Origin of the sequence: Nocardia asteroides (genome assembly GCA_019930625.1) — a bacterium.
GTDB lineage: Bacteria > Actinomycetota > Actinomycetes > Mycobacteriales > Mycobacteriaceae > Nocardia > Nocardia sputi.
In genome coordinates this window covers 1,073,368-1,092,139 of the sequence record CP082844.1, presented here as the reverse complement: position 1 = coordinate 1,092,139, position 18,772 = coordinate 1,073,368, and the positions used below count along the sequence as shown (strand labels likewise).

17 protein-coding genes and 1 pseudogene are annotated in these 18,772 nt (G+C 66.9%); 11 read left to right on the top strand and 7 right to left on the bottom strand.

What is annotated here, in order from left to right:
• Positions 1 to 406 precede the first annotated feature (406 nt).
• Positions 407 to 1,573, top strand: a pseudogene (locus tag K8O92_04925) (IS3 family transposase).
• A 146-nt stretch (positions 1,574 to 1,719) separates the two neighbouring features.
• Positions 1,720 to 2,376 carry a GNAT family N-acetyltransferase gene (locus tag K8O92_04920; GenBank protein ID UAK35439.1) on the top strand — a complete coding sequence of 219 codons (657 nt, stop codon included), beginning with the start codon at positions 1,720 to 1,722 and terminating at the stop codon, positions 2,374 to 2,376.
• 321 nt (positions 2,377 to 2,697) lie between these two features.
• Here the strand turns inward: K8O92_04920 and K8O92_04915 are convergent, their stop codons facing one another.
• From K8O92_04915 to K8O92_04900, 4 genes are all read right to left on the bottom strand, one after another.
• Positions 2,698 to 4,650: a heavy metal translocating P-type ATPase gene (locus K8O92_04915; GenBank protein UAK35438.1), complete on the bottom strand. Its 1,953-nt coding sequence runs from the start codon at positions 4,648 to 4,650 to the stop codon at positions 2,698 to 2,700.
• Between the two features lie 314 nt (positions 4,651 to 4,964).
• Complete coding sequence (locus tag K8O92_04910) at positions 4,965 to 5,336, bottom strand: BlaI/MecI/CopY family transcriptional regulator (GenBank protein UAK33328.1); 372 nt, start codon at positions 5,334 to 5,336, stop codon at positions 4,965 to 4,967.
• Positions 5,337 to 5,478: 142 nt separating this feature from the next.
• Entirely contained in the window at positions 5,479 to 5,751 is a 273-nt protein-coding gene (locus K8O92_04905) for a hypothetical protein (protein ID UAK33327.1), read from the bottom strand.
• 305 nt (positions 5,752 to 6,056) lie between these two features.
• The gene (locus K8O92_04900) at positions 6,057 to 7,619 is read right to left on the bottom strand and encodes a multicopper oxidase family protein (protein UAK33326.1); all 1,563 of its coding nucleotides are present in this window, start codon (positions 7,617 to 7,619) and stop codon (positions 6,057 to 6,059) included.
• Between the two features lie 266 nt (positions 7,620 to 7,885).
• Here K8O92_04900 and K8O92_04895 point away from each other — a divergent pair, with 266 nt between their 5' ends.
• The 8 genes from K8O92_04895 (at position 7,886) to K8O92_04860 (ending at position 15,353) form a co-directional block, all read left to right on the top strand.
• Entirely contained in the window at positions 7,886 to 8,275 is a 390-nt protein-coding gene (locus tag K8O92_04895) for a BlaI/MecI/CopY family transcriptional regulator (GenBank protein UAK33325.1), read from the top strand.
• 590 nt (positions 8,276 to 8,865) lie between these two features.
• Positions 8,866 to 9,477, top strand: a complete 612-nt coding sequence (locus K8O92_04890; GenBank protein ID UAK33324.1) for a hypothetical protein — start codon at positions 8,866 to 8,868, stop codon at positions 9,475 to 9,477.
• 154 nt (positions 9,478 to 9,631) lie between these two features.
• Complete coding sequence (locus K8O92_04885; protein ID UAK35437.1) at positions 9,632 to 10,711, top strand: PLP-dependent cysteine synthase family protein; 1,080 nt, start codon at positions 9,632 to 9,634, stop codon at positions 10,709 to 10,711.
• Positions 10,708 to 12,348, top strand: a complete 1,641-nt coding sequence (locus K8O92_04880; GenBank protein UAK33323.1) for an MFS transporter — start codon at positions 10,708 to 10,710, stop codon at positions 12,346 to 12,348. Before K8O92_04885 ends, K8O92_04880 begins: the two co-directional genes overlap by 4 nt.
• A 108-nt stretch (positions 12,349 to 12,456) precedes the next feature.
• Positions 12,457 to 13,131 (top strand): YcnI family protein, encoded by a 675-nt coding sequence (locus K8O92_04875; GenBank protein UAK33322.1) that lies wholly within the window; start codon positions 12,457 to 12,459, stop codon positions 13,129 to 13,131.
• A gap of 341 nt (positions 13,132 to 13,472) precedes the next feature.
• Complete coding sequence (locus tag K8O92_04870) at positions 13,473 to 13,931, top strand: hypothetical protein (protein ID UAK33321.1); 459 nt, start codon at positions 13,473 to 13,475, stop codon at positions 13,929 to 13,931.
• Between the two features lie 136 nt (positions 13,932 to 14,067).
• Positions 14,068 to 15,123 (top strand): sulfite exporter TauE/SafE family protein, encoded by a 1,056-nt coding sequence (locus tag K8O92_04865; protein UAK35436.1) that lies wholly within the window; start codon positions 14,068 to 14,070, stop codon positions 15,121 to 15,123.
• A 44-nt stretch (positions 15,124 to 15,167) separates the two neighbouring features.
• Positions 15,168 to 15,353, top strand: a complete 186-nt coding sequence (locus tag K8O92_04860; GenBank protein ID UAK35435.1) for a cation transporter — start codon at positions 15,168 to 15,170, stop codon at positions 15,351 to 15,353.
• Here K8O92_04860 and K8O92_04855 read toward each other — a convergent pair whose 3' ends face one another.
• From K8O92_04855 to K8O92_04845, 3 genes are all read right to left on the bottom strand, one after another.
• Entirely contained in the window at positions 15,354 to 15,806 is a 453-nt protein-coding gene (locus tag K8O92_04855) for a DUF2752 domain-containing protein (GenBank protein UAK33320.1), read from the bottom strand.
• 117 nt (positions 15,807 to 15,923) lie between these two features.
• On the bottom strand, positions 15,924 to 16,871 hold the full coding sequence (locus K8O92_04850; GenBank protein UAK33319.1) for a M56 family metallopeptidase: 948 nt from the start codon (positions 16,869 to 16,871) through the stop codon (positions 15,924 to 15,926).
• A gap of 509 nt (positions 16,872 to 17,380) precedes the next feature.
• On the bottom strand, positions 17,381 to 17,806 hold the full coding sequence (locus K8O92_04845) for a hypothetical protein (GenBank protein ID UAK33318.1): 426 nt from the start codon (positions 17,804 to 17,806) through the stop codon (positions 17,381 to 17,383).
• Between the two features lie 736 nt (positions 17,807 to 18,542).
• On the opposite strand from K8O92_04845, the gene K8O92_04840 reads away from it, so the two are divergent.
• Positions 18,543 to 18,749 (top strand): heavy-metal-associated domain-containing protein, encoded by a 207-nt coding sequence (locus tag K8O92_04840; protein ID UAK33317.1) that lies wholly within the window; start codon positions 18,543 to 18,545, stop codon positions 18,747 to 18,749.
• Positions 18,750 to 18,772 lie beyond the last annotated feature (23 nt).

Here is an 18,772-nt window from a genome sequence, read left to right as displayed (position 1 = left end):
CGGACCTCCGGCGTGTCGCCGGATTCCGTCGGCGTGTCGTTAGCTGTCAGCTAACCCCCCTAGGGCGCCAACCTGCGACCCGTCACCTGGGGTTTTCCTCGCTCTCTAGCATCTCGATCTCGTCCAAACGGCCCTGACCTGCGCAAATGATGCGCAGGTTGGCGCCCCCGGCAGGACACACAAAACATGGGCAACCGGAAAACGCCTGGTCATCGCGGATTCCTACCCGATCTAGCGATGCTGTCCGGCCGCGACCTATCCTATCGCGCTCCCATCTACGTTGTGCCTGCGGGTGAGGCACAACGAAGATGCAGTCACGCGTGACCCGGGATAGGTTCGGGGCTGCTGCAGGTGTAGGTGACAATCGAGATGGCTTGCCGGGAGGCGGGCCTGAGAGGATGTCACAGTGCCCAAGCCGTATCCGAAAGAGTTCCGCGACGACGTGGTCAGGGTCGCCCGCAACCGCGACGACGGGGTGACCCTCGACCAGATCGCGGCCGATTTCGGCGTCCATCCGATGACGTTGTCGAAGTGGATGCGCCAAGCCGACGTCGACGACGGGAACAAGCCGGGAACCACTCGCAGCGAGTCCGCCGAATTGCGTGATGCCCGCCGCCGGATCCGGTTGCTGGAGCAGGAGAACGAGGTCCTGCGGCGCGCGGCTGCCTATTTGTCCCAGGCTCAGATACCGGGAAAAGGCTCTACCCGCTCGTGAAAGAGCTTGCCGCCGACGGGATCCCCGTGGCGGTGACGTGCCGGGTGCTGCAGCTCGCTCGCCAGCCCTACTATCGGTGGCTGGCCGATCCGGTGACCGCCGCCGAGGTCGCCGAGGCGTATCGAGCCAATGCGTTGTTCGATGCGCACCGCGACGACCCCGAATTCGGCTACCGGTTTCTCGCCGACGAGGCCCACGAAGCCGGTGAGACGATGGCCGAGCGGACCGCGTGGCGGATCTGCTCGAGCAATCGGTGGTGGAGCGCGTTCGGCAAGTCCCGGCGCGGCAAGAACGCCAAACCAGGGCCGCCTGTCCACGATGATCTGGTGCAGCGGAACTTCCGCAGCGACGCACCAAATCGTTTGTGGCTCAGCGACATCACCGAACATCGCACCGGTGAAGGCAAGCTGTATTTGTGTGCGGTCAAAGACGTGTTCTCCAACCGGATCATCGGCTATTCGATCGATTCACGAATGAAGTCCCGGCTGGCGGTGACCGCGGTGAACAATGCTGTCGCCCGGCGAGGTGATGTGGCCGGTTGCATTCTGCACACCGATCGCGGATCTCAGTTCAGGTCAAGGAGATTCGTGCACACGCTCAACCGTCACCGTATGGTCGGATCGATGGGGCGCGTCGGCGCGGCCGGCGACAACGCCGCCATGGAAAGCTTCTTCAGCCTGCTGCAACGCAACGTGTTGGACCGGCAGCGCTGGGGAAACCCACGATCAGCTCCGGATCGCCATCGTCACCTGGATCGAACGCACCTATCACCGTCGGCGCCGACAAGCTCGGCTCGGCCGGTTGACCCCGATCGAATTCGAAACCATCATGTCCCCAGCAGCCCGACAGGCTGCTTAACCACTGTCACCCGATCTTGCAGCAGCCCCGTTCGCGTGAATCGGCGTCCCGCATCTGCAACTTCCGACGGGTTGCCAGCTCAAACGGGAGTGCGCGCGGGCAGCCTTCGTCGGAGCGTCGTGTCGAGGTGTAGACCGGCGTTGGTGATGGTGGTCGCGGTGGCGCGCTATTGCGCATCGCGTGTACTCCGTCTCGTGGTCACCTCGCTACGCACTCCGCGTCGTGTCATTCTTGTCGGCCGAACCTCCAGTGGTGAGCCGGTGATTCTGCGCCCTCCGCGACTGTCCGACGCGTCTACCTGGCGCGCGATCCGAATCGCCGACCGTTCGGCGATCGAGCCGTTCTGGCTGACCGACGAGCGGAGCTGGGAATCGCGCCACCGCGAGCGGGTGTGGATTCACGAGTGGCTATGGTCGAGAGCGGAGGCGAAGGCCGACCGTATCGTGCGCACGGTCATCGAGGTCGGTGGCCGATTCGCGGGACAATGCGACCTGTGGATACAGCCTCACGACAAGCGTGGCGAACTCAGTATCTGGGTCGACTCTCGACTGTCCGGGCGCGGCATCGGTGCGGCGGCGGGGCGTCTGATCGTCGGGTATGCCTTCGATGAACTGGATCTCGCGCGCGTCACTGCGCCGATAGATGTGGACAATGTCAACTCGAGTCGATTGGTTCGCCGGATCGGGTTGGTGCGTGAAGGCACGATGGTCAGCTATCTCAGCGTCGGTGGTAGGCGCCGCGATCACGATCTCTGGGCTGTCTCCGCTCAGTCTTGGGAGCGGTATCCGTCGGCCGAGTTGTGAGACCGGGCAGTCCAGTTTTCGGCGTCTAATACGTAGAGACATAGTAGGTGCATCTTGCGTGCTGCCGGTCCGCGAGCCGTCGGCACGTCGGGCCGGGAGAGCGGCGATGGGGCATCGTTTCGGGGAACTGGGGAGCGGTTGTGATGGACCGTGCCTGGTCGGCCGACGACACCATCACGGTCCGGCAGGTGTACGGCGACTTGCTTCGTGACCGAGAGATCGCCTACACGACCGTCATGACGACGGTGCAGGTTGTCCACCGTCATGACGACGGTGGACAACCTGCACCGCAAAGGATGGCTCGAGCGGACGCGACTCGGCTTAGTCAGCTAGCACCGCGTCCGGACTCAGGTCCAGGCGGCGGAGCAGTTGGGCATTGACCGCGACGACGACGGTAGAGGCCGACATCAGCAGGGCACCGACTTCCATCGGAAGTGTGATGCCCCAGTGCGAGAGCACGCCCGCGGCCAGGGGCACGGCGATGATGTTGTATCCGGCTGCCCAGACCAGGTTCTGGATCATCTTGCGGTAGGTGGCGTGCGACAGTTTGATCACCGATAAGACAGCGCGGGGGTCGTCGGAGGCCAGCACGACACCGGCGGAAGCGATAGCGACGTCGGTGCCGGCGCCGATGGCGATGCCGACGTCGGCACGGGCGAGGGCGGGGGCGTCGTTGACGCCGTCGCCGACCATCGCCACGGTGTGCCCGGCGTCTTGGAGGGCTTGGACTTTGGCGCCTTTGTCCTGGGGCAGGACTCCGGCGAAGACTTCGTCGATGCCGAGTTGGGCAGCGACAGTGCGGGCGACGGGCTCGGCATCGCCGGTGATCATGGCCACGTGGATGCCGCGAGCGTGCAGGGCCTTGATGGTCTGGGCGGATTCGGGGCGGATCTCGTCGGCCAGAGCTAGTGCCCCGATGAGCTTCCCGTCGCGCAGGACGTGCAGCACGGTCGATCCCTGCGCGGACCACTCGGCCGCAGCGGGTGCTGGGTCGAGGTTGTGCTGGTCGAGCATCGCGGGCCCACCGACGCTGATCTTTGTGCCGTTGATTGTGGCGGTGACTCCGACACCGTTCTGGGCGGTGAAATCTGTCGCGGTGGGAATGCTGATGCCGCGTTCGGTAGCAGTGTTGACGATGGCGCGACCCAAGGGGTGTTCGCTGTCGGACTCTGCGGCTGCGGCCAAGGCCAGGACTTCGTCGTCACCGATGCCGGGTTGGGTCGAGGTGGTGGCGACGACGGCGGGTTCGCCGCGGGTGAGGGTGCCGGTCTTGTCGAACAGGATCGCATCGACGGTGCGCATTCTTTCGAGAGCGCGGCGATCGGTGATCAGCACACCGGCTTTGGCAGCTCGTTCGGTCGCGATCGAGACCACAAGCGGGATCGCCAGTCCCAGGGCGTGGGGGCAGGCGATGACGAGCACGGTGATGGTGCGGGTGACCGCGGATTCGGGCTGCCCGAGCAGCAGCCAGGTGATCGCGGTGATGACCGCTGCGCCGGAAGCGAACCAGAACAACCATGCCGCGGCGCGGTCGGCCAGCACCTGGGCGCGTGAGGTCGAGTTCTGCGCTTCGGCGACCAGGCGCTGGATTCCGGCCAGCGCGGTGTCGGAACCGACTGCGGTGATCCGGACCCGTAGAGCGGAGTCGGTGGTGACGGTTCCGGCGACAACCCGGTCGCCGGGGCCACGGTGGACCGGGCGGGATTCGCCGGTGATCATGGATTCGTCGACGTCGGCGCTGCCGGTCTCGACGCTGCCGTCGGCAGGGACTCGTCCGCCCGGGCGGACGACGACCAGGTCGCCGGTGCGCAGGTCAGTGACCGGCACGGTGGCGGTGGTGCCGTCCTCTCCGAGACGTTCGGCTTCGTCGGGCAGCAACGCGGCCAGCGATTCCAGCGCGCTGGAGGCTTGGCCGAGCGAACGCATCTCGATCCAATGGCCCAGCAGCATGATCACAATGAGCAGTGCCAGTTCCCACCAGAAGTCGAGCTCGTGGGCCAGCAGGCCCAGTGTCGAGCCCCAGGAGGCGGCGAAGGCCACGGTGATCGCCAGCGCGATCAGCAGCATCATCCCTGGCTGACGGGAACGGATCTCGCTGACCGCCCCTGTCAGGAAGGGCCGTCCGCCCCAGAAGAACATCACGGTGCCCAGCGCAGGGGACACCCACTGCAACCCGGTGGGCACGGTGTAGCCGATGAGGTCGGCGAACATCATGTCCGCGGCGACGACCGGCACGGCCAGGGCGAGCATCACCCAGAACAGGCGCCGGAACATCGCGACGTGATCGCCGTGGCCCGCGTGCCCGCCGTGGCCTGTGTGCCCGGCGTGATCGTCGTGGGTGCCGTGGTCGGGTGCAGGCGCACCGTGATCGTGGCCGGAGGTGGCGGTGTGCTCGTGATGTTCGGGTCTCGGGTGCGAGGCCTCGTTGTGGTCAGGGCCACGGCTTCCGCCGTGTTCGTGAGTGTGGGCGGTCGCTGGGTCGGCGTCGGAGCGTAGGTGATCGCTGGACATGCGCTGACGTTCCTTTGGGTCGACGGCAGGGGCGCAGCCGCGGCCGAACTCGCCGCGACCAGGGCGAACGGGATGGCTCAGCTTTTGGATCGGTTGGATTTTCCGCGGCGGAGCAGGGCGCGCAAGGCCTCGGATTCATCCTCGCTGATCTGGTCGACGAAATGCGCCAGCACGAGATCGGAGCGCGTGCCTTCGAGGGCATCACGCATGAGCTGTGCGCTGTATTCCTCGCGGGTGAGGGTGGGCCAGTACAGGTATGCCTTGCCATGGCGTTCGCGGTCGAGCCAGCCCTTGCGGTGCAGGTTGTCCATGGTGGACATCACCGTGGTGTAGGCGATCTCGCGTTCGAGCAGCAAACTTTCGTAGACGTCACGGACGGTGAGGTCGTCTTCGGCCGCCCACACGCGCTCCATCACGACGGCTTCGAGATCGCCGAATCGGTGTGCCACGACCAACCTCCTGACAGGAACCTTAAATCTACGTAGCAATATCGTAGGTTGTTCGGTGATGTTCTGTCACTTCGACCTGGTCGAAGTGCAGATGAGGGTCGATCGCCATCGTGGGATCGACCCTCATCTGACCAGGCCTGTGTTACCAGCTGCCGGTGCGCGGAAGCGGGAATCCGGGCCGGTAGTTGTTGAGCAGCGGGGCCTGATGGTTGCGGTGGTTGCCGTGGCGACTGCCCGGGTGGTGGTCACGGTGGCGGTTGTCGTGTGCGGCGGAGACCTCGGTGGCCGATGCGGTGGTGCCGGCGTCGGCGAGCGCCGGAGAGGCGAGCGTGGCAGTGGCGGCGACGGTGAAGATCGCAAGGCCGACGCTAGTGGCGATCCGGCGCGTGCTCTGCGGTGAGGATTTGGTGTTCATAGTGGCCTATCTCGTAGAACTACTATCTACGTACGCAGATAGTAGTTTGCTTGTCACGTCGCCCTGGTGGAATTTCGTGGGTCGGCCGACTGGCGACTCGACGGCCGACCCACGTGACCCGTTGGGGGTCACATTTGACAGCACGAGGCCATCATCGAGCACATCCAGTCGCACAACATCTTCATCGGGTTCATCGGTCGGTCACCTCCTTTCGCATCGGTGGCGGGCATCAGGTATCGGTGGGCGGTACGCGCACTGACGCGCGGTGGAAACCGCGGCATGGGGCAGCGGCACTCGGCCTGGGGTTATTGCTCGTAGGAGACGACGGCCATCATCCCGGCTTCACCGTGGTAGACGTTGTGGCAGTGCAGCATCCACTGGCCGGGGTTGTCGGTGTCGAAGTCGACTTCGACGGTCTGGTTGGGCACCACGATCAAGGTGTCCTTGCGTGGCCCGGCCCCGGAGCCGGTGACGACCTGGAAGGTGTGGCCGTGCAGGTGCATCGGGTGCCACATCATCGTCTTGTTGTTGAACCGCAGCCGGACCCGTTGCCCGGCAGTCACATCCAGCGGGGCATGGTCGGGGAAGGCTTTGCCGTTGATCGTCCAGATGTATTTGTTCACGTCGGCTTCCAGGACCACATCGAGGATCTGATCAGGTTTGCGGTCGGGCAGCCGGACGGCCTCGGCCGCGCTCAGCCTGTCCGCTGACAGCGGGATCGCGGCCAGTTCGGTGGGGCGAGCATCCGGCGGTGGTGGAGTGCCGGATCCGGTTCGGATGAGCGCGAAGCCCTGACCGGTCTTGCCTTCGGCGGAGGCGACCAGCGGGAACACCCCGTCGCCGAGTTCGACCACGGCGTCGTAGCGTTCGCCCATCCCGATGAGGATGTTGGCGGTCGACACCGGATCCACGGGGAAGCCGTCGGTGTGGGTGACCCGTAGCTGGTGACCACCGAGGGCGACGCGGAAGGCGGTGTCGGAGGCAGCGTTGATGATGCGCAGCCGCATCCGCTGTCCCGGGCGGCCCTGCAGGACCACGGGGTCGGTGCCCAGGCGCCCGTTGATCAGGTAGTAGGGGTATTGCACGTCGCCGGTGTCGGTGCCCAACGGCATCGCCGGGTCACTGGGTGCCGACATCGGCGCCGAGCCGCTCATCGACATTCCGCCGTGGTCCATGCCGCCGGATTGCCCTCCCATGTCCATTCCGGCCATGCCCTGCTCACGCAGCCTCGCCAGCTCCTTGTCCGGGTCGCGGCCGTCGACACCGTCGAGCCAGTCGTCGAGCACGATGACGGCTTCGGTGTCGTAGTCGGATCCCTCGTCAGGGTCCTCGATGATCAGCGGGGCGTAGAGGCCGCGGTCGAGCTGGACACCGACGTGCGGGTGGAAGAAGTAGGTGCCCGCATCGGGAACGGTGAATTCGTAGCGGAAGTTCGCGCCCGCGGCGATCGGGTCCTGGGTGATCTCGGGAACGCCGTCCATGTCGTTGCGCAAGGCGATGCCGTGCCAATGCACCGTCGTCGGCGCGGGCAAAGCATTACTCAGTTCGGCACGCAGCACCTCCCCGCGGCGCAACCGGATCTCACGCCCGGGCAGGGAGCCGTCGTAGGTCCAGGTCTGGACCTGGACCCCGCCGAGATCGACCGTGCTCGGCGCGGGACGCAGCGATACCTCGCGCACCGCCGCGGTGGCCGATCGCCGGGTGTCCTCGGCGGATCGGACCGCTTCGGAATCGGGGCCGACCGGAGAACGCTGAGGCGAGGTGGAATTCCCGCATGCCGCCAGCAGTGCGGCTGTGCCCGCACCGGCGCTCAGCGCCAGAAAGTTGCGCCGGGTTCTGAGCATGCCGAGGTTGGGTGGTGACGACATGGGCGTCTCCTTCGTCGTGTCGATACCGGTGATCGACTGGCCGGTGAATGACTGGGTTTGTGCAGGTGAAGAGGATTTCTCGTCGCATGCTAGGGCGCTCGTGTGTGGGGAGAGGCACGTGAGCGGGCGTGTTGGTTGTTCACCTCGTTGCCGCGCGAGTGAAACGAATTCGTCCTACGATCACGGCCAGGCTGTCGCGCGCGTCTCGTCGCCGAGATCTGCGCGGCCCGCTCGGTGCGGGTAAGCCGGAAGGTGAGGAGGTTCGGGTGGCAGGCGGCGGGTTCGGCGAGCTGGAAACGGTGGTCATGGACACGGTGTGGTCGGCCGGCGAGCCGGTCAGTGTTCGCCAGGTGCGCGAGGTGATCGCCGGCGGGCGTGAGATCGCCTACACCACGGTGATGACCACCATGGACAACCTGCACCGCAAGGGCTGGCTCGACCGCGAACGTCACGGCAAGGCCTACCTCTACTGGCCCACTCTGACTCGCGAGCAGTACAGCGCCGGACTGATGCGCGCCGCGCTCGATGCGGGCGGCCGCGCTGAAGACGTGCTGGCCCGGTTCATCGAGAGGATGACCCCCGCGCAATCGCAGCGGTTGCGTGAGGCGCTGCGGCAGCGGCCGCGAGGGATCGATCACCCCGACTCCAGCGGCTAGCGGGGTCCGGAGCACACGCGAGGTGTGCAGTGGCCGCCGTCGTCGGACGGGTCGTGGCGACCGGCGTCGGCGCGATCGTGTCCGTGCCCGCGTGGACCACCATCGGTGCTGTGGCCGTTGTCGACGCGAGAGTTGCCATGCCAGGCGGTGCCCCGGCCGTCATCGGCGCCCGCGGGTCGGCCGCTGGTCCCCGAGGCCGACGGTGCCGCGGTCGCGGGAACAGCGACCAGAAAGGTCGCAGCCGCGGCGATCGATGTGGCAGCCAGCAGGCGGGCGGGAAGGCGATGTCGCTGGGGTCGGGCGGTGGTGGTCATGATGGTCCCTTTCATCGTTGCCGGTGCGGTTTACCGCCGGCGGGCGGCGGGTTAGCCGCATTCGGACGAACAAACGGTGCTCGTCACGTGCTCGTCACCGGGGCATGTCACGGATGTGACTCGCGCAAGGTCTTGTGGTCCGACACGCCGAGGCGTGCGCCTGATCACACAACACAAACTATTTACGTACCGAGATAGTAGATTGATCGCTGTGGTTGTCAACCAACCCTCCGCTTGCGGATAGGGTAGGAACCGCCAAAAGTATTGGTGCCCAGCGTGATCGAGTTCGGGAGGTGGAGTTTGCGCAGCAAGGCAGCGTGGGGGCTCTCCGCGCCGGTCTACGACACGAAGACGGGCACACGATCCCATCGCGACGCTGTGGATGTGGCGGCGGCGCCATTGCGTTCGCCGTTATGTGTTCGTTATTGTCGCGGCATCGTGAATTCTCTCGGTCGGATGCGCAGGGGTAGCTGGTTGGCAGTTCTGCTGCTGGCCGCCCTGGTGATCGTTCCTGCCGCCGATTGCCTGCTCTTCAATGATCAGACCGGCTCACGTGTCCATCACGCGCTCACCGCTGCCGCGCCCGTCAGCGCGACTGACCACGACCACGCCGATTTCGACGCCGCGACCGGCCACGACCACGCCCTCCCTACCGTCGACGCGACCCAGCTGTGCATCGCGCACGCCGGGCACTGCCCGGACAAGGCGCTGCCGCCGGGCATCGTGTCGCTGACGCTGGCCGCTCTGGTGCTCGCCGCTTTCACCGCGGTCTGGACGCCGGCGTCGACACCGGACTCCCGCGCTGGTGGTATTCGTGGGCCGCCTACTGCGCCGCGTTCGCCTGATGGGCGCACTGTACTGACTCTGTTCTGTATTTCCCGACGCTGATCGGTCAGCGCCAGGCCGATCCGTCGTGTCCGGCCGGTGCTCGCTGCCCATCGTCGTGGCGTACCGCGAAAGCGGTCGCCTGTGCAGAGAAGAGACAGCAACCGTGAACAACACCTCGACCTTCCCCACCCTCGAACTCGCCCACACCCGTCGCATGCTGGGCGCCCCAGATGCCATCGATGCACCCCGCGGTCTGGTCGGCAACACCCCGGTGCTGCGGATCGGAGAACCTCTGGCCGGCGCCGATCGCGGGTTCTGGGCCAAGCTGGAAGGATTCAACCCTGGCGGGATGAAGGACCGTCCCGCGCTGCACATGGTGCAGAAGGCGCGCGAACGCGGCGATCTGGCGCCTGGCGCGCGCATCGTCGAATCGACCAGCGGCACGCTGGGCCTGGGGTTGGCGCTGGCCGGGATGGTGTACCAGCACCCGGTGACCGTGGTCACCGACCCGGGGCTGGAACCGATCGTCGCCCAGATGCTGGCCGCCTACGGCGCCACGGTCGACCTGGTCACCGAACCGCACCCGGTCGGTGGCTGGCAGCAGGCGCGGCGCGACCGGGTCGCCGAGCTGCTGGCCGCCGAGGACGACGCCTGGTGCCCGGATCAGTACAGCAATCCCGACAACGTCGAGGGCTACGAATCCCTGGCTTTGGAACTGATCGAGCAGCTGGGCACCGTCGATGTCCTGGTGTGCGCGGTCGGCACCGGCGGACACTCGGCCGGAGTCGCGCGCGTGCTGCGCCGCTACAACCCGGAGATGAAACTGGTCGGCGTCGACACGATCTCCTCGACGATCTTCGGCCAACCGGCCGGGCCGCGGCTGATGCGCGGCCTGGGTTCGAGCATCTACCCCGCCAACGTCGACTACGCGGCCTTCGACGAAGTCCACTGGGTCGCCCCGGCGGAATCGGTGTGGGCGTGCCGCACACTGGCAGCGACACACCACGCCACCGGCGGGTGGAGCGTGGGCGCGGTCGCGCTGGTCGCCGGATGGGCCGCCCGCGTCGCCGCGCCGTCGACCCGAATCGCCGCGGTGTTCCCCGACGGGCCACACCGCTACTTCGACACCATCTACAACGACGCCTACTGCGCCGAGCACGGGCTCCTCGACACCACCCCGCCGATCGCGCCCGAAGCGATCAGCCACCCCGGTGAACGGGTCGTGCAGCGCTGGACCCGCTGCACCACGGTGGTCTCGCCGACGGCAATGGCAGAAGGAGAACTCGCCTCGTGACCGTGGTCACCAAATTCGCCAGTTTCGACCGGCCCGCGCAGCTGTTGATGATCAACCAGTTCGGCATCAACCTCGGCTTCTACATGCTGATGCCGTACCTGGCCGGATACCTGGCCGGCCCACTGGGGCTCGCGGCGTGGGCGGTCGGACTGGTCCTGGGTGTACGCAACTTTTCCCAGCAGGGCATGTTCCTCATCGGCGGCACCCTGGCTGATCGGCTCGGCTACAAACCGTTGATCGTGGCCGGATGCTTGCTGCGTACCGGCGGCTTCGCGCTGCTGGTCTTCGCCGAATCCCTGCCCGCGGTGTTGATCGCTTCCGCGGCGACCGGCTTCGCGGGCGCGTTGTTCAATCCGGCCGTGCGCGCCTATCTGGCCGCTGACACCGGCGAGCGCCGCGTCGAGGCGTTCGCGGTCTTCAACATGTTCTATCAAGCGGGCATCCTCGCCGGACCGCTGGTCGGGCTGGCGTTGATGGCGGTCGACTTCCGCGTCACCGCCGGGGTCGCGGCGGCGGTGTTCGCCGCGTTGACCATCGCTCAGCTGTTCGCCCTGCCCGCCCGCCGCGGTGAAGCCCCGGCCGAGAAGACCTCGGTGCTCGACGACTGGCGCCGGGTCATGTCCAACCGGCGGTTCCTGGCGTTCTCGGTAGCGATGATCGGCTCGTATGTCTTGTCGTTCCAGGTGTATCTGGCCTTGCCATTGCAAGCGGAATTCATCGCCGGGGCACGCTCGCAAACCCTGGTCTCGGCCTTGTTCGTGGTTTCCGGCGTCGTCGCTGTCGCCGGTCAGCTGCGCATCACCGCGTGGTTGCGTGCCCGCTGGGGGCCGGGCAAGAGCCTGGTCGCCGGCATGGCCGTGCTCGCTGCGGCGTTCATCCCCTTGATCATCGTGCCCACCACGGGGCTTTTCGGCACCGTGGCCGCGGTGACCGCGCTGCTGGTCACCACCACGCTGCTGGCGATCGGCACGGCGGCGGTGTTCCCGTTCGAGATGGACACCGTGGTCTCGCTGTCGGGAAACAAGCTGGTCGCCACCCACTACGGCTTCTACAACACCGTCGTCGGCGTCGGCATCCTGGTCGGCAACCTGGCCACCGGTACCCTCGTCGGCGCCGCGCGCGACGCCGGACTGGACTGGGTCGTCTGGGCGGGCTTGACCGCGATCGGCGTCATCGCCGCCTACGCCTTGGCCCGGCTGGAACGCTCAGACCGCACCGCGACCACGCCCGAGCAGCACGTCACCGGACGTCATCGACTGCCCAGCGGACGCCACCGGCTCACCGAACCCGCCTTTGCGGGCTCGGATCCGGTAACCACCCCACTGCGCCGCCGACCCGGGCACGGCGTCGAACCGATGAATCGGCTCGGTACAGCGACCAAGCTCCGACCGACGGCCGAGTCCGACCAGCGCACCTACCGCCGACAGCCCCTACCGCCACGGCCTCGGCCAGCAGCCGGTGAAGACCGCCTCGGCCCCGGGCCTCGCATCCCGAACGGCGCGCCGCGCCCGTGGCCGGGTTCGGAGCCCGAGCGACGCGGACACCGCCGGGTCCTACCACCGCCGCCCCGCACACACCCCTCTGCCGAGGACCGGCGCTCGCGTTATCCCGCCACCGGACCGGAAACCAGGCGGTGAGGCCCGCCTGGTTCCACAGCCAGGCCGGTGATGTCGTCGAGCGCCGGGGCCCTCCCATCGGGTCCCGGCTCCCGATCGTTGCTCACCACCTACTCAAGGAAATATGACATGACCACAGTTCTGCGGCGCCTGGCCGTCACCTTCGGTGCCGCTGCGGCCGCCACCGTGTTCGCCGGCGGTATCGCCTCGGCGCACCTGGGTGTCGAAGCCCCCGGCGCCAAGCAAAACACCTCCGCGGTATTGACCTTCCGCATCTCCAATGAATCCGAGCAGGCCTCGACCACCGCGTTGACCGTCGAGCTGCCCGGTCTCAAAACCGCGCGTACCGAACCTCTGCCCGGGTGGACGGCCACGGTGAACCGGGATGCGGCCAAGATGGCGACCTCGGTCACCTGGACCGCGGATCCAGGTTCCGGTGTCGGCCCGGGCCAGTTCCAGCGTTTCGATCTCTACGCCGGGCCGCTGCCCACCAAGGACTCCGTCGCCTTCCGGGCCGTGCAGACCTACAGCGACGGCAAGGTCGTCACCTGGGACCAGCCCAGCGCCGAGGGCGCACCCGAACCGGAGTTCCCGCTGCCGGTCCTGGCTCTGGCACCCGCTCCCGCCGGTGACGGACACGGGCACTCCCACGCCGCCGCCCCGGCGGCCCAGGACGAGCACGATTCCGAGACCGGCACTGATTCGGCGACTCGCTGGATGGCTGCGGGCGGGCTGGGCTTGGGCGTGATCGCCGCGGCCGCCGCGGTGGCCGCACTGGCACGCACCCGCCGCACCTCTCGATAGTCGCTGAGCGGCCAGTGGGTGCAGATGCAGAAAACCACCGCGCTAGCACTCACTGGCCTGGTCAGGGGCCACGCATGGCACTGTTCGGGGTCGTGGCGGCATTCGCCGAGAATCGGGCAGCACGTTGTCGGCTTTGCGATGCCGCCATGCCTTCGCCCCGGGCAGCGCCGCGCTCACCGAGCTCAGTGGAGCCCGGAGTGCCGGACTGTGAAGTCTCAGCCTGAGTTGAGGCCGCTAGCGGTGGTGGCGTCGAGGGCAATCGAACACGACCGTAGTGATCGCGGGTGGGCTGCGCTTCCTACTGGCTCGCTTAGTAGGATCACGGCGTGATCTTCGCGCCGATGACTGCACGACGAGTCGCGCTGCTGCGGCTTGCGGTGGCGCTGTCGGCGTTCGTCGCGATCGCCCTCGTGCACGGGGCGCAGTGCCAGACCGGCATGCCGATGGGGATGATGGCGCACTCGGCCGCCATGGTCGGTGGTGTGGCGGGTCAGTGTGGTGGTGCGCAGGTCGGTGATGCCGGTTTCCACGAGCATGACCACGGCCCTGATTCCAGGGTGGGCGTCCAGGCTGCCGATACGCCGTTGACGGTGGCCGACGATGCCGTGCCTGCCCCGCCGGTGGGTCTGGTGATGGCGTGTTTGGCGGCATTCCTGGCGATGCTGGCGACACTCGCCTTTCCGCGGCGCGACGTCGTTGCCACTGTGCTTCGCCGAGCCCCGGATGTCGCGATGATACGGGTGCGGGCGGTCCTGCCGCGTGCACCGACCTTGGTCGAACTCTGCGTGTTGCGGACATAGGAGCGGGCGCCCGGGATGTGTCCGATGTTGTGACCGTCTCGGGTCTCGCGCCGCCGACTCTGTCGTCGGCGCGATCTGTCATGCCGTTGTCTTTCCTTTCCTCGCAGGAGTCTTCGTGAATCTTTTTCCTGTTCTGGTGACCGGCTTGTTCGCCGGCGGTGTGTCGTGTGCTGCCGTGCAAGGCGGTCTGCTCACCGGTCTGATCACCCGTCAGCGCGCCGCCACCGCGGCGGGTATCGGCGCTGCATCGGCCTCCGACAGTGCCGCTGGGACAACGACGGGCCAGCCGCGTTGGGGCCAACGGGTCGTCGATGATCTCGCCCCGGTCGGCGGGTTCCTTGCCGGGAAACTGTTGTCGCACACCGTACTCGGCGCGGTCCTGGGTGCCGTCGGAGGTGCCGTGCAGTTGTCGACCGGTGCCCGGACCTGGCTGCAGATCGGGGCCGGGCTGTTGATCATCGTCTTCGGTCTCGCGCAGCTGGGCGTGCCGGGGTTCCGGGGCATCGTGGTCGAACCACCCGCGTCCTGGATGCGGGTACTGCGCAAGCGGGCACGATCGCAGGCCGCGCTTGCTCCGGCGGTGCTAGGTGTCTCGACGGTCCTGATCCCGTGCGGGGTGACGCTGTCGGTGGAGGCGCTGGCCTTGGCCTCGGGCTCACCGTGGTGGGGTGCGGCGATCATGGCGGTCTTCGTGCTTGGTACCAGCCCGCTGTTCGCGATCCTCGGATACGCCGCCCGGGTCGCGGCCACGGTGTGGCGGGGCAGACTGGCCCTGGCCACCGGTGTCGTGGTGCTCGCGATGGGCTTCTACACACTCAACGGCGGCCTCGAGCTCGCCGGTTCGCCGCTGGCGGCCAGCCGGATCACCGAGTCGATCGGATTCGAACCCCCAGCAGCAGACGCCTCGGCCGCTGTCGTCGCCGACGGTGTGCAGACCCTGACAATCACCGCCAAGACCGGCTCCTACGGTCCCAAGAATATCGAAGCCGTCTCGGGCATCCCGACCACGCTCGTCGTCAAGACCAACCGAACACAAGGATGTATCCGGTCGATGGTCGTCCCGAGCCTCGGCATCACCGCGATGCTGCCGACCAGCGGCGAAACCCGCATCGACGTCGGCACTTTGCAGCCCGGCCGCTTGGACTACACCTGCGGTATGGGCATGTACTCGGGCATGATCACCATCCTCTGAAGGGACAACTCCGCATGACCACCCACATTTTCCGGATCGAGGGCATGCACTGCGGCAGCTGCGCACTGCTCATCGACGACACCCTCGAAGACCTGCCCGGCGTGGCCGGCACGCAGACTTCGATGAAGAAGGGCCGCAGCACCGTGGAGCTCGATGTCGCGGTCACCACCGTCGAGGACGTGATCGCCGCGATCACCGAGTTGGGCTACACCGCGGCGGTCACTCGATAGTTACGGGACCGGCCAGGGTTGGGTCAGCAGGTCGGCGTTGATCTGCTGGCGCACCCACAACCCCAGCACCGCGACCACGGCGACGATCCGCAACACGCGCCCCATTCCTGGACGCAGCGCGATCTGTAACCAGCGGCCGGTGAGCACCCCGACCGCGCCGCGCGCCAGGGCAAGCAGGGCGACGACGGCGAGGACAAGGACGCCGGGATTGTAGCGAAGAGACTCCGACACTTCGCCGGTCAGCAGCAGGTAGGTGGCCCGGGTTCCGCCGCAGAAAGGGTCCATGAGCCCGAGGAAATGCGTCGGCCCGTGCAGATCAACCGATGGGACACCGACAACCCGCAGCGCCGCGGCGCCGCCGAGGAATACGAGAGCGGACAGCGTCAGCCACTGCAAACGGTCACCACCGGGCCAGCGGGCGGCGTCGGGGACCAAGGACCGGCCTGCCATCATCGACTCCTTCACCTTCCTGGATACAAAACAGTAGTTCACAAGACGCCGAACAACCGCCAGCGCGATCGCCGGACGCTGAGCCGAGCTTGCCCCGCGACCGGCGGGCCCTTGCCGGGTTCAGGTGCCCAGCGCGCAGACACCGATCCCACCTGCCGCGGCCAGGGTCGCCATCATCGGTCCCAGGACGACCGCGGCGATAGCGGCCGAGGCGGCGACACGACTGATCCGGGTGGGTGCCGGGGGATCCGCGAGGCGGCGGACCCGATCGACCAGCCCCACTTCGGTGGCCGCGACCGGGGCCGTGCCGTGATTGTCTGCCAAGGTCACCAGCGCCTCGCAGACAGTGATGGGTCCGTAGATGTCGGCGGCGGCGTCGTCGGCGATCATCTCGGTCAGGCGCGCCACCTGCGCGGCGCCGGTGGCGAACAACTCGATGCGGGGGAACACCGAGGCGAGTGCTCGGGTGAAGGCGAGTAGCAGGTGGTGGCGTCCACGCAGGTGAGCGCGTTCGTGGGCCATGACCGCGGCCAGTTGTTCCTCGTCGAGGGTGGCGACGATGCCCTGGGTCAACACGATGGTGTTCGGGTTGCCTGCCACCGAATAGGCCGCCGGTTCGGGATGATCGAGCACCACCGCGTCGTGGCGGTCATGACGGCGACCGACCATCCGTGCCGCCTGCGCATGCTGGTGAGTCACCGATCGAGCCCGGACCAGCGAACGGCACAGCCGCCACGCCGCGACGAAAGCCGCGAGCACCGCCAGTCCTGCCAGCGTCCACAAGCCGATCTGGACAGCGGTTCCGTACGAGCCGGCCGCGGCGTCGTGTAGTTGCCTGAAACAACGTCCGAGATCCAGATGTTGATCTGCGAGCAGATCGCGAACGACATCGACGCCGAGGAAGGCAACCACGACCGCCCAGGACAACAGGACCGAGACGATCGCGCTGAGCCAGGCTACGAGGCCCAAGCGGGGATGTTGCCCGTCGCCGGCCGTGCGCAGCAACAGTGGCGGCGCCAGCACCGCCACGACCACGGTGTAGGCCAGTAGGCACAGCGCCACACTCATGAGAGCGCCCGCAGCGAATCGGTTTCAACGATCGCGACCGTACGCACAGACATCGATGGCACCGATTGGCTCCTCTGCCGGATCAAGATACGGGCGTTGCCCACAGCGTTTGCGGCTCGCCGCCATACTATCGGCCCCCGAGGGCGACCGATGATTGCGCTGCTGCGGCGCCGGTGCTGGTCCTCCGCCGGGAGCTTGCATTCCACGAGCCTACTATCTACTATCTACTGACGTAGATAGTACTTGCGCCGTTCTCGGCGCGGGCGCCCCTAAGAGCCAGGGGTGTTGGCCACGGCCCTCGGCGCGCGATCCCCTCATCTCGCGCGCTCGGGGCCGGCCTTCGGGAGTGAGGGCGACGACTCGTGGCGTCGCCCTCACTTTTGTTCTACCAGCGTTCTATCGGCAAAGGCCGCCCGAGCCGTCCGCCGTATCGCCGCCCACGGCGAACACGGGCCGAGTTTCCCGCCATGGCCCTGTCGCCGAAAGTGGTGCCGCATCCTGGGTTCCGGTCAGCTGACGGTGATTTCGGTGCTCATGCCGAGTTCTCGATGGTTTCCCACCGAGCACCATAGCGTGTAGGTGCCGGGCTCCAGATCGACGGCCAGCTCGCCGGATCCGCCCTTTTCGATCCGCGGTGTGCGTCGCGACTCCACGCCTGGGCCCTCGATCACGAGATCGTGGGAGACCGATCCCGAGTTTTCGACGACGAACGTGTACGCGCCCGCCGTCGATGGAGGGTTGGATATGTTGATGGAGAATTCGTTCTCGTTGACCGCGATCTGTGTCGAGTTGGCCGAGGTCGATGTGAGGCCGGATTCTCGAGCGGCGCCGGGATCCCCGCCCCCAGAGCTACATGCCGCCAACGTCAGTGCCGACAGCGCGGCCAGTGTCGTAAACGCCCGGCATTTCGTCCACCCGCCTCGTCTGGGCGTCATGGCGTCTCCCTGATGTCCACATAGACCGAGCTTGTCGCCAATTCCACAGATTACTCTCTTGACCGGCGAGGGTCTATGGACGCGCAAGCGGCGGCGATGCCTCTCACCGCATGGCGCTGGAGCAGCCGGAGTCGTTGCAGCGCTGCGATCGTGGATCGCTGCGGTTGGTCGAACTGCCCGGCGAATGCCGACAGTGATCGCAACGTCCGCGTCCGAATGTGGATCGCCGAACGGGGGCCGCGCGGGCCCAGATCGGCCGATGGGCCTGTGCCAGGGGACGCCGAGCTGTTGCATTCCTCGGCAGCCCTGACTACCGTTCTACTGAGTAGAATAGTACTTGTGCCGAAATGGTGATCCCGGCACAGGGACACCCCCCAGAACCTGGGGTGTCGGCTGGGGCGGAGGCGTGCGATTTCCTTCATCTCGCCTCCGTCCCCGTCATCGAAAAAGCGGTAGGTGACGAGGTCGGGGCGTCACCCCCGCCCTTCTCCGGCAGCTGCCTGTTCGCGACGGGGCTGCCGCGTGCGTGATGCAGTTCGGCCGGCGCCTTCTCAGGCCAGCAGATGTCGGTCCACTGTCGCGCGCATCGCACTTCGCCTCCCGTGTGTCGGCTCCGGGTGCGAGGGAATCGACGCGGCCTGAGTGGTCACCGAAGAGCAGCAGCGCGCAATACCCGTGGGGGGTATGATGGTCGTCATGCGGTCGGAGGCACCGCAGAGCTAGGAGATGATCAGCGATGACCACCACAACTGTGACCGTGACCGGAATGACCTGCGGCTGCTGCGCGAATTCGGTGAACAAAGTAGTCGGCAAGATTGCGGGTGTCACTGCGGTGGAGGCCGACTTCGCCAGCGGGCGCGTGACCATCGACGCGACGGACACCGTCGAGCGAAGCGTCATCGCCGCTGCTGTCAGCGAGGCCGGCTATCAGCTTGCCGACTGATCGAACCTGTCACTACCTCTAGC

Coding starts and splice junctions, on each gene's coding strand:
- K8O92_04920 (UAK35439.1), top strand. CDS start 1,720: ATGGTGGTCGCGGTGGCGCGCTATTGCGCATCGCGTGTACTCCGTCTC.
- K8O92_04915 (UAK35438.1), bottom strand. CDS start 4,650: ATGTTCCGGCGCCTGTTCTGGGTGATGCTCGCCCTGGCCGTGCCGGTC.
- K8O92_04905 (UAK33327.1), bottom strand. CDS start 5,751: ATGAACACCAAATCCTCACCGCAGAGCACGCGCCGGATCGCCACTAGC.
- K8O92_04900 (UAK33326.1), bottom strand. CDS start 7,619: ATGTCGTCACCACCCAACCTCGGCATGCTCAGAACCCGGCGCAACTTT.
- K8O92_04885 (UAK35437.1), top strand. CDS start 9,632: ATGCTGGGCGCCCCAGATGCCATCGATGCACCCCGCGGTCTGGTCGGC.
- K8O92_04875 (UAK33322.1), top strand. CDS start 12,457: ATGACCACAGTTCTGCGGCGCCTGGCCGTCACCTTCGGTGCCGCTGCG.
- K8O92_04870 (UAK33321.1), top strand. CDS start 13,473: ATGACTGCACGACGAGTCGCGCTGCTGCGGCTTGCGGTGGCGCTGTCG.
- K8O92_04860 (UAK35435.1), top strand. CDS start 15,168: ATGCACTGCGGCAGCTGCGCACTGCTCATCGACGACACCCTCGAAGAC.
- K8O92_04855 (UAK33320.1), bottom strand. CDS start 15,806: ATGATGGCAGGCCGGTCCTTGGTCCCCGACGCCGCCCGCTGGCCCGGT.
- K8O92_04850 (UAK33319.1), bottom strand. CDS start 16,871: ATGAGTGTGGCGCTGTGCCTACTGGCCTACACCGTGGTCGTGGCGGTG.
- K8O92_04845 (UAK33318.1), bottom strand. CDS start 17,806: ATGACGCCCAGACGAGGCGGGTGGACGAAATGCCGGGCGTTTACGACA.
- K8O92_04840 (UAK33317.1), top strand. CDS start 18,543: ATGACCACCACAACTGTGACCGTGACCGGAATGACCTGCGGCTGCTGC.